Genomic DNA, 15,074 nt, shown 5'->3' on the forward strand with positions numbered 1-15,074 from the left:
AGCATTATGGCATTATTGCAAATTGCTGAGCCGGGGCAAAGCGCGGCACCACACGAACATAAACTAGCAATTGGTATTGACCTTGGTACAACTAATTCATTAGTTGCAACAGTGCAAAGCGGCGAAGCCCGCACGTTAACTGATGATCTTGGCGCGGCTATGTTACCGTCGGTTGTTCGTTATCAAGCAGGCGGTATTACTGTTGGCGCAGAAGCTGCACAAGCAGCAACGCAAGACCCTGCTAACACACTTATTTCGGTTAAGCGTTTTTTAGGTAAAACTCAGGCTGAAATAGAGCAAAGTTATGGGCAACTACCGTATGAATTTTGTGAGCACAATGGTGCGCTAGCAATAGAAACTGCGGCAGGTAAAATTAGTCCAATTAAAGCATCAAGCCATATTTTAGCTGCATTAAAAGCACGAGCTGAGCAAAGTTTTGGCAACCAAGAAATTTTAGGGGCTGTAATCACAGTACCAGCGTACTTTGATGACGCACAGCGCCAAAGTACTAAAGATGCCGCAGAGCTTGCTGGTATTAACGTACTACGTTTATTAAATGAACCAACAGCAGCAGCAGTCGCTTATGGTTTAGACTCTGGCCAAGAAGGTATTATTGCTGTTTATGATTTAGGCGGTGGTACGTTCGATATATCAGTACTTAGATTACACCAAGGTGTGTTTGAAGTAATGGCAACCGGTGGCGACTCTAGCCTCGGCGGCGATGACTTTGATTCGCTCCTTGTTGATTACTTTAAGCAGCAAACAGGTGTGTCAGCATTATCACCTTCAGTTTTACGTTTATTTATCAATAAAGCAAAAGCGTGTAAAGAAGCATTAAGCCAATACGCTAAAGTAAACGTGGGCCTTGAGTTTGACGATCAAAAATACACCGTTGAAGTAACGCGCGAAACGTTTGATGAAATGGCTATGCCACTAATTAAAAAAACGCTGCGCTCGTGTCGTCGTGCTGTAAAAGATGCTGGCATTGAAAATGAAGAAGTGCTGCAAGTTATTATGGTAGGCGGTTCAACCCGTATGCCATTGGTACGTAGCCAAGTACAAAGCTTTTTTGATAAAGAGCCGCTAACTTCAATCGATCCTGATCGTGTTGTAGCCTTAGGTGCCGCGCTTCAAGCCGACGTGTTAATTGGCAATAAGCCCGATTCTGACATGTTATTGCTTGATGTATTACCGTTATCGCTAGGCCTTGAAACGATGGGTGGTTTGGTTGAAAAAATCATTCCGCGTAATACAACGATTCCGGTAGCACGCGCACAAGAATTTACAACGTTTAAAGACGGTCAAACAGCCATGTCATTACATGTGCTGCAAGGTGAGCGTGAGCTTGTTGATGATTGTCGATCGCTTGCTAAGTTTAGCTTAAAAGGTATTCCACCAATGGCGGCAGGCGCTGCGCATATTCGTGTAACCTTTAAAGTTGATGCTGATGGCCTATTAAGTGTTTCAGCTATGGAAAAATCAACAGGTGTACAAGCTGAGATTCAAGTTAAGCCTTCGTTTGGTTTATCTGATGACCAAGTAGCTAACATGCTAAAAGAGTCGATGAGCAACGCTAAAGGCGACATGCAAGCGCGTATGCTTAAAGAGCAACAAGTAGAAGCGTTGCGCGTAATAGAAGCGCTTAACGCATCACTTGAAGCCGATGGTGCATTACTTGACGATATGCAACTAGCTAACTTACGCGCTGAAATTGCAGAACTGGTAAAAGTGCGCGAAAATGCACAAGAGCCTGGCGAAATTAAAGCAGCTATCGAAAAAGTCGATAATGCGAGTAGCGACTTTGCATCGCGTAGAATGGATGCATCAATTAAAAAGGCCCTTACAGGGCAGTCAGTAGACAACATTTAAGAGAGATTAGAATGCCACAAATTGTTTTTCTTCCACATCCTGAATTATGTCCTGACGGCGCTGCAATTGAAGCTCCTACAGGTCAAACGGTACTCGACGCTGCGCTTAAAAATGGTATTAGCATTGCGCATGCTTGTGAAAAGTCTTGTGCATGTACTACGTGTCACTTAGTGATTCGTGAAGGATTTGACTCACTTGAAGAAAGTGATGAGCTAGAAGACGACATGCTAGATAAAGCATGGGGCTTAGAGCCTGAGTCACGCCTTGGTTGCCAAGCAATTATAAGAGATGAAGACCTAGTGGTTGAAATACCTAAGTACAATCTCAATATCGTTAATGAAGAGCACTAGTTTTTAACGATGTATATATTAAAAGCCGCTGTTTGATACAGCGGCTTTTTTGTTTGTGAATTGTAGGCGTGACAAGCAAAGCTCGTAAGTTATTTTGCAGGCAAGCAAAGCTTGCTGGCGTTATGTGTTTTAACTCTAGGTTATAAATATAGAAGCTGCGCTTCTCACGTGAGCAAAGATCCTAAAATGTTAGCCTTGGCTCTATGCCACGCATTAAAAGCTAACACCTGAAAACGTAATTTTGGAGGTTTATTTTGAGTAATCTTATTTTTTCTGACTCATTTATTAACGGCGAATTTTATAAAACCGATACGCGCTTTAGTGTTAACGATCCCGCTACCGAAAAAAGTATTGTTGAAGTAAGTGATATTGACGAGCAGGGTGTAAATAGCGCAATAAACGCAGCTCAAGGGGCTTTTGTTAAGTTAAAAACGACAAATGCCACTGAGCGAAGCGAAACCTTGATGCGCTGGTATGAGCTAGTAATAAAACACAAGCAAACACTTGCAGAGCTAATGACCAAAGAGCAAGGCAAGCCGCTCAAAGAATCTCTTGGTGAGATTGATTACGGTGCAGGTTTTATCAAATGGTTTGCAGAAGAAGCCAAACGTAGTTACGGAGATGTAATTCCGCCAACAGATGACTCGCATCGTTTAACTAGCTTTAAGCAGCCTGTCGGTGTTGTAGCTGGTATAACGCCGTGGAACTTTCCTATTGCTATGGTTACTCGTAAAGTAGCGCCAGCTTACGCTGCGGGCTGTAGCTTTATACTTAAACCTTCTGAACACACGCCACTTTGTGCTATCGCACTTGCTTACTTAGCTGATCAAGCCGGTTTTGTTAAAGGTGCATTTAATGTACTGGTTTCTCAAGATGCCAAAACAGTAGGTAAAATGCTGACTGACTCAGAAGTCGTGCGTAAGTTTACATTTACCGGTTCTACCGGTGTTGGTAAGCAGTTGCTATCGCAATGTGCTGACACAATTAAACGCACCTCGATGGAGCTTGGCGGTAATGCACCTTTTGTTATTTTTGATAATGCCGACTTAGATGAAGCTGTTGAAGGGCTAATGGCGGCTAAATTTAGAAACAGTGGGCAGGCATGTGTTGCTGCAAACCGTATTTTTATACAGCGTAATATTCTCGACAAAGTACTGTCAAAAATCACGCCTAAGGTTGCAGCGTTAAAAGTGGCAAATGGTTTTGAAGACGATGTTGATATTGGTCCGCTTATTTACCCTAAAGCCAAAGAGAAAGTACAGCAGTTAGTACAAGACGCACTCGATAAGGGCGCGACGCTGATTGGCGATAATAGTGACTTAGGTGGCAGTTTTCAAAATCCATTAATAGTAAACAACGTAACTACAGACATGGATATTTACCACGAAGAGGTATTTGGTCCGGTATTGACGGTTATTCCTTTTGATGAAGAAAGTGAAGTGCTTGCGCTTGCTAACGATGTACCATTTGGCCTAGCAGCCTATTTTTACAGCCAAAATATTAAGCAAATTTACCGAGTTAGTGAAGGGCTTGAATTTGGTATGGTCGGCGTTAATGAAGGTGTTATATCAAACCCAGTAGCGCCATTTGGTGGTGTTAAGCAATCTGGTTTAGGCCGAGAAGGCGGTCATCAAGGGCTTGATGAGTACTTAGAAGAAAAGTACGTGTGTATTAAAATATAACGCCCGTTAAGTTTATGAGCGCGAATTTACTTCGCGCTTTTTTATGACGTTAATATGGCAGATATATGAACTTTATCTTTTACTGTTGCTACACAAAGCACTAAATGCTACCTTTGGAGCCATATTTTTTGTTAATAAAACAAAATAAAAAAACAAATAAAAAGTAAAAGGATTTCTATAAGTAGAAATAACCCCGTGTGTAAATGCCACCGTATGGTGGCATTTTTTTGTTTGAATAGTTATAGACTGTAATAAGCGCATTTTGAATAAAGGCATGGCTTATAGGTGCTAACTTATAGGTGTGTAACCGGGTAAATTATCAAAATCTATCTCATCTAACTGCTCTGGATCTGCATACTCGTTGATATAATTTTTATAAACCTCTGACTCAATAAAAATAGCAAAAATATCACCATCAAGATGGTTTTTAGCAACCATTGACCCTAAAATAAATAAACACTCACTGACCGGTTTTGCTTTTTTGTAGGGTCTGTCTACTGCAGATAGCGCTTCAAAAATATCCGTAATAGCCATTAACCTTGCAGGCACCGACATTTGCTCTTTGGTTAAACCTCTTGGGTAACCAGTACCATCAAGTTTTTCATGATGACCTAAAGCATATTCAGTAACATTGCTTAAGTGTTTAGGAAACGGCAGGGCATCTAAAATATTTTTAGTTACATCCATATGACGCTTCATTACTTCACGTTCGGCTTCGGTTAGCGTGCCTCTTCGTATTGTTAAGTTTTCAACTTCATCAGCTGAGAGCAATGGTGTATTAATATCATTAATAACGAGTTGGTATTTGTTTGCAATGCGTTCAATGTGCTCAAGTTCTGCATCACCTAAAAACTCGCCCCCTACATTAACACGCTGTAATAATGCACGGTCTAATGCCAACTGTTTAAGCTCGGTATCAAGTAGGCGTTCAAATTGTTGAACTTCGATAGGTTTTTGCAGCTTCATCGCACAGATGATCTTTTGCTGATACGCTATTTTTAAATCTCGGCTAATTATTTCAAATTTAGCATCTACATATTTTATTCGATCAAAAATAGTTTCTAGTTTTGTCGACTTTTCCATGATGTGATCGGGGGTCGCTATTTTCCCACAGTCATGTAACCAGCCAGCTATATCAAGCTCATGTCGGTCAGCTTCAGTCATCGAAAATGAAGCCAAAGGACCTTTATTTATATCATTAACGGCATCAGCTAGCATTAACGTGAGTGCTGGCACTCGTTTACAATGGCCACCGGTATGAGGAGACTTTTCATCTATTGCCATCGCAATTGTTTCAGCAAAGGTCGAAAAGAGATCTTCCATTCCCTTAATTAGTGTTGAGTTAGTTAGCGAAATAGCGCCTAAAGAGGCAAAAGATCGAATTAGAGTGACGAGCTCTTCACTAAAAGGAATGTTTTTATTTTGCGCATCTTTTACATTTATAAGCTGGATAACACCAATAATGTCATCTTCATGATCTTTTAAAGGAATTGTTAGCATGGACTCAGAACGATAACCCGTGCGTGCATCCATTTTACGTGCAGCGCTCATATCAAAAGGCAAGGCATCATACACGTCAGGAATGTTAATCACTTCGCCAGAATTTGCAGAGTGGGCAACAATAGCGGTTTCGTTTGGTTTGCCATCAATAAAAAGATCGATATTAGGGAAATCAACAGGGCTCCCTAACGTGCCACCTAAATAAAGATTTAATGACTTATTTATTACCGTTTCAAACTTGAGTTGTTTGTTTGGGGTAATGGAGTAGATACTGCCAGCATCAGAATTTGCTATCGACATTACAACTTGCAGTATTTCATCAAGTAATTTAGACGAGTCTTTTTCTGTTGTTAGCCTAATACTAATATCGATAAAGTGCTGAAGATTTGTTTTGTCTTTAATGTGCTGTCGCATATGTTTACTACTTTTGAGTATGTTTGAAGGCACCATTCCAATCCTTAGCTAGTGTTTGCAAATCAGTGCCCTTAATACGTTCAATAAAAATGGCATAAATGTTGGGGCTAAATACGGTTGTACCGTGTAGTTCTTTAAATAAGCTAAGTGCCTGTGGCCAGTTTTTATTATAAAAAAGCATCATGGCCTGCTGCGACTTTTTAACTTCATTTAACTGCTCTTCATCGAGCTTATCTGTAAAGTTTATAGGTTCAAACAACTGAACAGCAGCTGTTTTTCCAACAACTTGCACTTTATCTATTAAACGAAATGAAATATGAGGGCATTCCTTCATTGTCTCTTCTGTAACAAGAATAGCTACGCCATAAAATTTGGTCAAGCTTTCTACTCTAGCACCTAAATTAACAGTATCTCCAAGAACTGTATAGGCTTTACGATAAACCGAACCCATATCACCTACATTCATGTCGCCAGTACTTAAACCGATACCTATTTTTATTGCTGGCTGGTTGTTTTCTGCAAATAACTGATTTATTTTCGTTAACCCGTTGATCATAGACATTGCGGCTTCAACACCATGGCGAGCGTGGTTTTCATCTTTCAGTGGGGCATTCCAAAATGCCATCACCATATCGCCTACGTACTTATCAATAGTTCCGTGATGATCAAATATGATTTTGGTAATAGCTGTAAGATATTCGTTTAAATATTCACTTAACTGATGAGGCGACATACTTTCTGATAGTGAAGTGAAACTACGAATGTCGGCAAACAACACTGTCATATTTTTTCGCTCACTTTTTTGAGATAAACTTTTACCTTGCAGTATCATTTGATTTATACGCTCAGGAGGAACGTATTGGTCAAACATAGATTTTATTTTTCGGCTGTGTTTCATTTCAGCGATAGAGCCTACAATGATGTAATAACCCGCTAATATAATGATGAGTAAAAGAGGCATTAATAAAGGTAAACTAATTTTTTGTACTGACCATAAATAAACGTTTAAAAATATAACGACACTTGTGACTGTAAGAGACAAAACAATAATAGAACGTGCGCTCTTAGCGTGGCTAAAAAACGACAGTACGCAACCCGTTAATGCAATGATGAGTAAGCTTGCTCCCTGTGACCAATTAGGTTTAGAGGGAAGTAGCTCTGGGTGCATTAAACCTTCAAATATATTGGCATGAACCTCCACACCAGGGTATTGCAAACCAACAGGTGTTGATCTTAAATCAGCAAGCCCTACGGCGGAAGTACCAATAAAGGCTACTGTGCCTTCTAATTCCTCTAAACCAATTTTTTTTGTCAAAATATCGGTAGCCGAATAATAGGGGAAGCTATGCGCACGCCCTTTGTAAGGAATTAATATTTGCCCATACTCATCAGTTTGAATCCACTTATCTTGGAACTTTATACCTTCGAATAAGGTTATACCATCTAACCTATTGGAACGGGTTTCTATGTTTTCAGCAAGGGTATAAAGTCGAGCAACTTCAAGTGCTAAAGAAGGATAAAGCTTATCGCCAACCCGATTTATAAGAGCTGCTTTACGTATAAAACCATCTTCGTCACTATGTGCATTAATAAAGCCGGTGCCCGTTGCTGCATTTTGTAACTGTGGAATATTTACAATAGCACCAGGAAACTGGTTTATTTGTGAATTAGCGTGCTCTTCGCTTGCCCATACAACACTGTTTTTAGCTGGCAAGTTTTGATTAGTCAGTTGTTCATCAATTAATAAAAAGCCAAGAACAGTATCATTTTTAGATAATGCGCTTGCTAGTTTTGTGTCTGCATCGACTTGTTTAGTAATTTGAGCAAAGGGGATGGTGTACTTTTTTGATAAATCTGGAATTTCAGACATAATTTTTGTAACAGGGTTTTCTTCCTGTTCAGAAAAAAATATATCGAATGCAATAACAATAGCACCTGCATCGCTAAGCTTTGTAACAAGGTCAGCTACTTTTGAGCGACTCCAAGGAAAGCGTCCTTGTTCTTGCATGCTCTTTTCATCGATATCAATTATTACAACGGTTTCATCGATGCGTCTAGGCGTCTCTGAAAGCGTCAGTAATAATCGAGAGTCGTATATTATACCTTCTACACGGTTAACTAACTTTGCAAGCGACCCAGTTGAAAATAACTCTATTGATGCAATTAATAACGTAATAACAGCGCCAATAAAAAAGTGCTTTGAGGTAATGGGTTTTAAGAAGCTAATGAGTAACGCTCCTTGATAGACTAAAAATCAAAAACTCGTCCTTCTCGGCCGCATTCTATTTTTACCTGTTGAGCGTACTGCGTGTGTAAATATTTTTCTATAGCCAACAACTGTTCATCGGTTCTTGATGGATCGTGGCTAATAATAATCACATTTTTAATACTCGCTTTTATAGCAAGCTCAGCAACCTGATCTATGGTGCTATGACCCCAACCATGCTTAAGAGGCAAGTCTGCATCTATAAATTGAGCATCGTGAATTAGTAAATCAGCGCCTTCAATAAAATTGCTCCATTCGCAAATACTTGTGTTTAGCTTATCTGGTGGGTTTAGCTCATTGTCGGTAACGTAGGCTATCTTTTTTTCATCTGCTTTAATGCAATAAGCAGTACCGCCACCAGGGTGATTCAGTGGAGCAGTAGAAACCAAAAAACCGTTAAGTGTAAATTGCTTTTGAGACGATAAATCAGTATTAAGCGTAATATTGGCAGGTAAATCCTGATAACACACAGGAAAGTACGAACCACTCATTTGCTTTAATATGGCATCTTGGCTTTTTTTATCATCAACGTTGCCAGCTACAATGGTTATATTGCGGTTGGGCTGGTAGATAGGTTTAAAAAAAGGAAACCCTTGAATATGATCCCAATGATTGTGCGTTAGCAAAATATTGATAGGACTTTGTGTTTCTAGTAAACGTGTACCGAGTTCTACAATACCGGTACCAGAGTCTAAAATAAGATCTCTACCGTTGTTTTGTTCAATGTACACACACGAGGTATTTCCCCCAAAAATGTGTGTATTACTTCCAGCTGAAGGCATCGAGCCTCTAACACCAAAAAATTCAACTTTCATAATTTAAGGCTAAGCTCCATCTGCTTCAAAATTGAATTTAGAAATACTAACATTGTTAGAGTTAGTGTCATTACAGGTGCTACTTACAACAACTTGGGTATCATTTTGCAGAATGATTGAAGTAAATACATGCGTACTGACACATTGGCTTGCTTCATAAAATCCGGCACCATTGGCTCCAAACGTATTATCTAAAGTACCATCAGTTAAAATGCGCGCTAACATTCCTTTATTGTTAGCCTTGCCTGCTAAAATAAGTTGATCGCTGCTATCTAGCGCTGCACCACTTAGCTCAGTGTTACCGGTTGAGGCCAAAGTATATTCACCGACACCGTTTACGGCAAAGCTAGTATCAAGCGTACCCGTAACAAGCAATCTAATAACATTGGCTTTATTTGGCGAATCAATAAGGTTTGCTATTAAATATAACTTACCCGTTGTGTCAGTTAAAATCTGCACTATTTTATTGTCGGTATCTGTAGTTTCTTCACCTACATATTTAAAGGTTTCAGTACCGTTTGAGCTCAACTTCAATGCGATTAGCTTTGAAGTGCCACTTAATACAGACTTACCACCAATGAAAATATCTGCATTGTCGGTATGTACGCGGTTATAGTACTCAAAAGCTGAGCCTATGATACTTCCGCCAGTGCCAAAGTTAGGCTCTAGAGTACCTTCTGGCGTCAACATTATAACGATTGGGCTAGGAGTGCCACTTGTTACTATTGACCCAGCAGTAATAATGTTACCGCTGTTATCAAGTGCAATATCTGTCAGGTTTACCAATTCTGCGCCACTGACAGAAGTTGTATATACACCATCTGTAGCAAATGAAGAGTCTAAATTACCAGACTGATCAACTTTAGCTACAAAGCCCGCTTCACCATTTTCACTATTTTTAGAGCCTGTAATAACTAAATTGCCGTCGCTTTGCTCGGTTAAAGCAACACGCGACTTACTCAAATCTATGGCGATTTCTTTATGGCCACTTTCGCTAAAGCTAGTATCGATATCACCCGCACTCGTAAAACGTGTTAATACTAACTTAGTAACTGAGTCCGATTTAGCCGTTGATGCAAGAATGTACTTACCAACATTAGGGCCATTGCTAAGTTGTAAAACGTGCATTGATTCATCGTTAGTCGCATCTACTAAATTATTAAAGGTAGAGTAACCATTGGTTTCAAAGTTACTAAATAATGTGGCTTGGCTATCTATTGCTGCAATAAACGGTTTTGTACTTGAATCATCATTAACACCAGCTACCCAAATAGTGTCATTAGGGTCGATAGCTAAACTGTTGGCAAATTGCTTACCACTTATACCATCAATTATATTAATGCCGGAGGTGCCATAGGCATCATCTAAAGTACCTTCAATATTAATCCGTGCTGAAAATAATTTTTCTGAGGCTGATACGCCAGTCGTCCCTGACAAACTAATGCCATTGTTACTAGACTCGTGTTTAATACCTGTAATTTTAGCGCCGCCATTACCATTTCCACCGTTACCATCAATATCGTAAATAGCAGTACCTGCATCACCAAAACTCGTTATAAGAGTACCTGTTTTATCAATAGCCAAAACCACGGCTTCTTTTTCACCACTGTTACGAGTTATGTAACCACCTGCGAAGGCAGTAAATTCAGAATCAACAACTCCGCCTACAGCAAAAAGTTCGTCGTCTTTATTATTATCTGATATATCAATTATAAGTGCTGAGCCACCATTAAAGTTATTGTCATTATCGCCATCAGACTTTAAATAACGAATTAGAGAGTCTTTTGTTCCCTCTGCACTGGTAACAGTCCCTACAACTAAGTAGTCGGATTTATCAAAGTTCTTAATTGCAAAGCCTTCATCATCTCGATTAGCGCCGCTAACATCGACAATAGCTGGAGTAGAGTTCTCAAAATCTAGATCTGATTTTTTGTAATGTATCCATAGGCTATCGTTTTGAGTCCCATCAAAGTGTTTACCTACAGCCAGTATTTTATTGTCATCAATTTCAAGGTCATTAATAACGGTAGTACTATTAAGCGTTGTACACTGAATACCTGCGCCACTTTCACCGTCGTCATCATCATCGTCATCCGAACCAGTGTTTAACGTGCCAGCGAGATCCATTTTAAGCATACAAGCTTCATTATGGGTGCCATCAAAACTCGAATAGGCAATGAAAAGATCTGTACCGTCAGAAATAATAGCTGTGGCTTCTTCATCTTGATCTAAATCGAGTATTTTAGTGCCGGTGTTATTAAAGGCAGTATTTATATCACCATTATTTGAGTAAGAGACAATAAGAAGGTCTTTATCAGCATTGTTGGTAAAACCAACAAAATATAGGTTGCCATTAAGCTCAATACTGTCTTTAAACTCACCACCAGAAAAAATGTACGAAAGATCAAGCTCTCCTGTAATTGGGCGGCCAAATGTCACATCTTCAGTTGGAATAAGAAGTTCAACTTCATCAGTAATATTAACGGTTATGTTAACGTTTGAACTTTCATTAGGTGTGCCATCATCAGTTATAGTGACATTTAAGATATATTGATTAGTTGTTTCAAAATCAAATGGGCTTTCACCTACGGTTGATAAAACACCAGAGCTACTATTAATTTCAAATGAAGCAGTGTCACCGCCAGTTAAACTATAAGTTAAGGTCTGGTTTTCAATATCTGACGCGCTAACAGTCCCAATAATGTCGCCATCTGTAGCATTTTCACTAATACTAAAACTTTGAACCGATGCTACAGGTGCATCGTTAACCTCAGTTATGGTAATAGCGACTGTGGCTGTATTGGTTCCACCATTATTATCGCTTACAGTATAAGTTACCGTGGCAAGTCCATTGGTATTCGCAGCTGGGGTATATTGAATTTGATTGCCAACTACTGAGGCTGAGCCAACATCAGCTGATGCTGCGCTTATGACAAGGCTGTCACCATCTTCATCTGAGTCATTGGCTAATACGTTTATCAGTATTGGCGCTGCATCTTCAGCCATAGTTGCAGTATCGTTATTAGCAACAGGTGCATCATTCACGGCAGTTATCGTAACGGCGACTGTGGCTGTATTGGTTCCACCATTATTATCACTTACAGTATAAGTTACCGTGGCGAGTCCATTGGTATTCGCAGCTGGGGTATATTGAATTTGATTGCCAACTACTGAGGCTGAGCCAATATCAGCTGATGCTGTGCTTATGGCAAGGCTGTCGCCATCTTCATCTGAGTCATTGGCTAATACGTTTATTAGTATTGGCGCTGCATCTTCATCCATCGTTGCCGTGTCAGCATTTGCTATTGGAGCATCATTTACAGGTTTAATTGTGATAGTTAACGTTGCTGTACTGGCGCCGCCATTGCTATCGCTTACAGTATAAGTAACTGTTGCTAAGCCGTTGTCGTCGGCTGCCGGTGTATATTGAATTTGATTGCCAACCACTGATACAGAGCCAATATTAGCTGATGCTGCGCTTATGGTAAGGCTGTCGCCATCCACGTCTGAGTCATTGGCTAATACATTTATTAGTATTGGCGCTGCATCTTCATCTATTGTAGCTGAGTCTGCGTTTGCTATTGGAGCATCGTTTACGGGAATAATAGTAATTGTTAAGTTAGTAGTTGCAGTACCGCCGTTACCATCACTTATTGTGTAGTTAATAATTGCTGTTCCATTTGTATTAGCAGCAGGCGTATATTGGATTTTATTATCAACAACAGATGCAGAACCTCTATCTGCAGTAGCAGCTGTTATCACAAGAGTATCGCCGTCAATGTCGGAGTCGTTAGCTAATACGTTAACTAATAACGCAGGAGCATCTTCGTTCATCGTTGCTGAGTCAGCATTTGCAGTAGGGGCATCATTAACTGGTGTAACAGTAATCGTCACACTTGCTGTTCTGTCGTTTATACCTTCATTACCAGTGCTATAACCATCGGTAATGGTGTAAGTCAGTACTATCTCACCTGAAAAATTTGCAGGTGGAGTAAACTGTATTTTTCCGGCGACAATAGTCGCTTCACCAGCAGTATTTTCTATATTAGAAATAGTAATTGTATCGCCATCTGCATCAGTGTCGTTAGCTAGCACATCTAATAAAGATGCAGAGCTGTCTTCGTCTAACGTATATCGATCGTCATTGGCTTGTGGAAAAGTATTAACGCCGCTTTCACTTAAGGTTACTTGAGCTGTTGCAGTTAAACCTTGCTCATTTGAAATTGAATAGGTAAAGCTATCTACACCAATAAAACCTAAGTCTGGCTGATAGATAAACGAGCCATCAGCATTTAATGTAAGTTCCCCATTTTGAGTTGTATTAATTGCCGTGGTATTAACCGATAAATCACCAGCCTCAATATTAAAGTCGTTAATTAACAAGCCATTTTGTACTGTTACTTCAAATAGTTTATTTTTGCTAAATTGATAGGCATCATTTTGTGCAACAGGGTTATCGGGTTCGCTGTTTATTACTAAAGTTACTGTGGCTGAAGAGGTTGCACCTAATGAGTCTATAGCTTGGTATTGAAATTGATCAACACCATTAAAATTAGCATCCGGCACATAACTAAAGCTGCCATCAGTTGCTAATAATAGTTGGCCATGTGTGGGTGCCACCATAAACGTTTCATCAACTGAAAAACTGTCATTATTTGGGTCAGTATCGTTACTAAGCACACCATTGGCAGCTGTAACCACAAGTGTTTCATCTTCGCTTAAACTATAGCTATCATTTTTTGTTACAGGGGCTACGTTAGTGTTTGAGCTTACAATAGTTACATTTGCAATAGCCTGAGCACCTTGTGCATCAACAACTCTGTACTGAAAACTGTCTTGGCCTTGCATATTTTGCTCGCCTTGGTATTCAAAGCCACCATTATCAAAAAGGGTTAATTGTCCTCTTGTTGGTTCGCTAACCGGCGTTGTATCAACAGTTAAGTCATCTAAGTCTATATCGCTATCGTTTATAAGTAAGCCTGGCGATAGGACAACTAAGGTTCCATTGTTTGTAACGCTGTAGGTATTATCAAGCGCAATAGGAGCGTCGTTAACAGCTAAAATGGTTATCTCTACAACTGCGGTGTCTGTCATACCTAGCTCGTTAGCAACTTGATAGCTAAATGCATCTTCACCATTAAAGTTTGCAATAGGGATATAAGTAAAATCCCCATTTTCATTTATATTAAGAGTGCCATGCTGCGGTAGAATTAATGCATCTGCATTTACACGTAAATCACCACTGTATTGATTCGTATCATTCGTTAGAACGTTACCTTGCAGAGTTTGATCTTCATTTATCTGAAACTGATCGACATTTGCCTCTGGTGCAAATGCAAGCTCTCCACCCACTGGCGCTATGTTTATTATATTAGCAAAACCACTTTCACCACTGCCATCAACACCGGTAATAAGTACTTGGTAACTTTTATCTGTAAGTGACTCGGTAATGCTTAATGCAGTATCTTGAATACTTAAAAATTGTTGCCCATTCTCTAATTCATTAATATTAGTAGATGAGACTCCAGCTTGAGTTGCAATATAAACGTTGTAACGATTAAGTTCGGGGTTAGCTTGCCACGAAAGATTAATATTATCTTCGTCTCGTTGTGCTGTAACACCTTCAATTTGATATGGTTGCCAGTTAAAAGTGATTGCATCAGCAAGTGCTTGATTATTTAAAGTGTCAGTTATCCATATTTCAAGGCGTATTTCCCCTGGAGTTGCGCCATAAAGCGCAGGACTGAGGCCTATAATTGACTTTTCGTAGTCAACACCACAATCAGAAGAACAAAGTGATATGCTTTTATAAACGCTAGGGAGTACTAAATTAACTTCAGCAATGCCATCAGTATCCGAAGCTTCAAGTAAAAAAGAAACATTACCTTGTACGGTGTCGTTTGTTTGTGAAAAAACAATATTAGCGCGAGTATTAGCTAAACTTGCTCCAACAACTCCTCTACTTGAAGTGACAGCACCTAAAACTTTTGTACTCTTGGTTTGATTACTCGCTATAACACCAGCCAAATTAATATAGCTAGTAACCGTTGGCGGTATTACTTCAGCCGTAGGTGATTGTATTGCCTCTTGAGTGGGACTTTCTTCTGAGCCTCCACAGGCACTTAACAAAAACACCATAGAACCAAGCAAAAATATATTTTTTGCTGTCATTTTAAAT

7 protein-coding genes are annotated in these 15,074 nt (G+C 39.6%); 3 read left to right on the plus strand and 4 right to left on the minus strand.

The annotated features are described in order from the left end of the window. Positions 1-6: 6 nt before the first annotated feature. The 3 genes from hscA to H5122_RS05540 all read left to right on the plus strand — a co-directional run bounded on the left by hscA (position 7) and on the right by H5122_RS05540 (position 3,901). Positions 7-1,869 carry a Fe-S protein assembly chaperone HscA gene (gene hscA, locus H5122_RS05530; RefSeq protein WP_002958429.1) on the plus strand — a complete coding sequence of 621 codons (1,863 nt, stop codon included), beginning with the start codon at positions 7-9 and terminating at the stop codon, positions 1,867-1,869. Between the two features lie 11 nt (positions 1,870-1,880). Beyond that, entirely contained in the window at positions 1,881-2,219 is a 339-nt protein-coding gene (fdx, locus tag H5122_RS05535; RefSeq protein WP_002958430.1) for an ISC system 2Fe-2S type ferredoxin, read from the plus strand. A 254-nt stretch (positions 2,220-2,473) separates the two neighbouring features. Then, positions 2,474-3,901, plus strand: a complete 1,428-nt coding sequence (locus H5122_RS05540) for an NAD-dependent succinate-semialdehyde dehydrogenase (RefSeq protein WP_182682494.1) — start codon at positions 2,474-2,476, stop codon at positions 3,899-3,901. A 288-nt stretch (positions 3,902-4,189) separates the two neighbouring features. On the opposite strand, the gene H5122_RS05545 is transcribed toward H5122_RS05540, so the two are convergent. Genes H5122_RS05545 through H5122_RS05560 form a run of 4 tightly spaced genes read right to left on the minus strand, consistent with a single transcriptional unit; the run spans position 4,190 to position 15,067 of the window. Next, positions 4,190-5,851 carry an HD family phosphohydrolase gene (locus H5122_RS05545; RefSeq protein WP_182682495.1) on the minus strand — a complete coding sequence of 554 codons (1,662 nt, stop codon included), beginning with the start codon at positions 5,849-5,851 and terminating at the stop codon, positions 4,190-4,192. Beyond that, complete coding sequence (locus tag H5122_RS20290; protein WP_310736079.1) at positions 5,823-8,042, minus strand: adenylate/guanylate cyclase domain-containing protein; 2,220 nt, start codon at positions 8,040-8,042, stop codon at positions 5,823-5,825. Before H5122_RS20290 ends, H5122_RS05545 begins: the two co-directional genes overlap by 29 nt. A 20-nt stretch (positions 8,043-8,062) precedes the next feature. Next, complete coding sequence (locus tag H5122_RS05555) at positions 8,063-8,896, minus strand: MBL fold metallo-hydrolase (protein WP_182682496.1); 834 nt, start codon at positions 8,894-8,896, stop codon at positions 8,063-8,065. 9 nt (positions 8,897-8,905) lie between these two features. Then, entirely contained in the window at positions 8,906-15,067 is a 6,162-nt protein-coding gene (locus H5122_RS05560) for an Ig-like domain-containing protein (protein ID WP_182682497.1), read from the minus strand. Positions 15,068-15,074 lie beyond the last annotated feature (7 nt).

The sequence above is a fragment of the Pseudoalteromonas sp. SG43-8 genome, assembly GCF_014164245.1.
Taxonomy (GTDB): Bacteria; Pseudomonadota; Gammaproteobacteria; order Enterobacterales; family Alteromonadaceae; genus Pseudoalteromonas; species Pseudoalteromonas distincta.

What these genes read in the sequence shown, in the direction of transcription:
- hscA (WP_002958429.1), top strand. Translation starts at nt 7, where the DNA reads ATGGCATTATTGCAAATTGCTGAGCCGGGGCAAAGCGCGGCACCACAC.
- fdx (WP_002958430.1), top strand. Translation starts at nt 1,881, where the DNA reads ATGCCACAAATTGTTTTTCTTCCACATCCTGAATTATGTCCTGACGGC.
- H5122_RS05545 (WP_182682495.1), bottom strand. Translation starts at nt 5,851, where the DNA reads ATGGTGCCTTCAAACATACTCAAAAGTAGTAAACATATGCGACAGCAC.
- H5122_RS05555 (WP_182682496.1), bottom strand. Translation starts at nt 8,896, where the DNA reads ATGAAAGTTGAATTTTTTGGTGTTAGAGGCTCGATGCCTTCAGCTGGA.
- H5122_RS05560 (WP_182682497.1), bottom strand. Translation starts at nt 15,067, where the DNA reads ATGACAGCAAAAAATATATTTTTGCTTGGTTCTATGGTGTTTTTGTTA.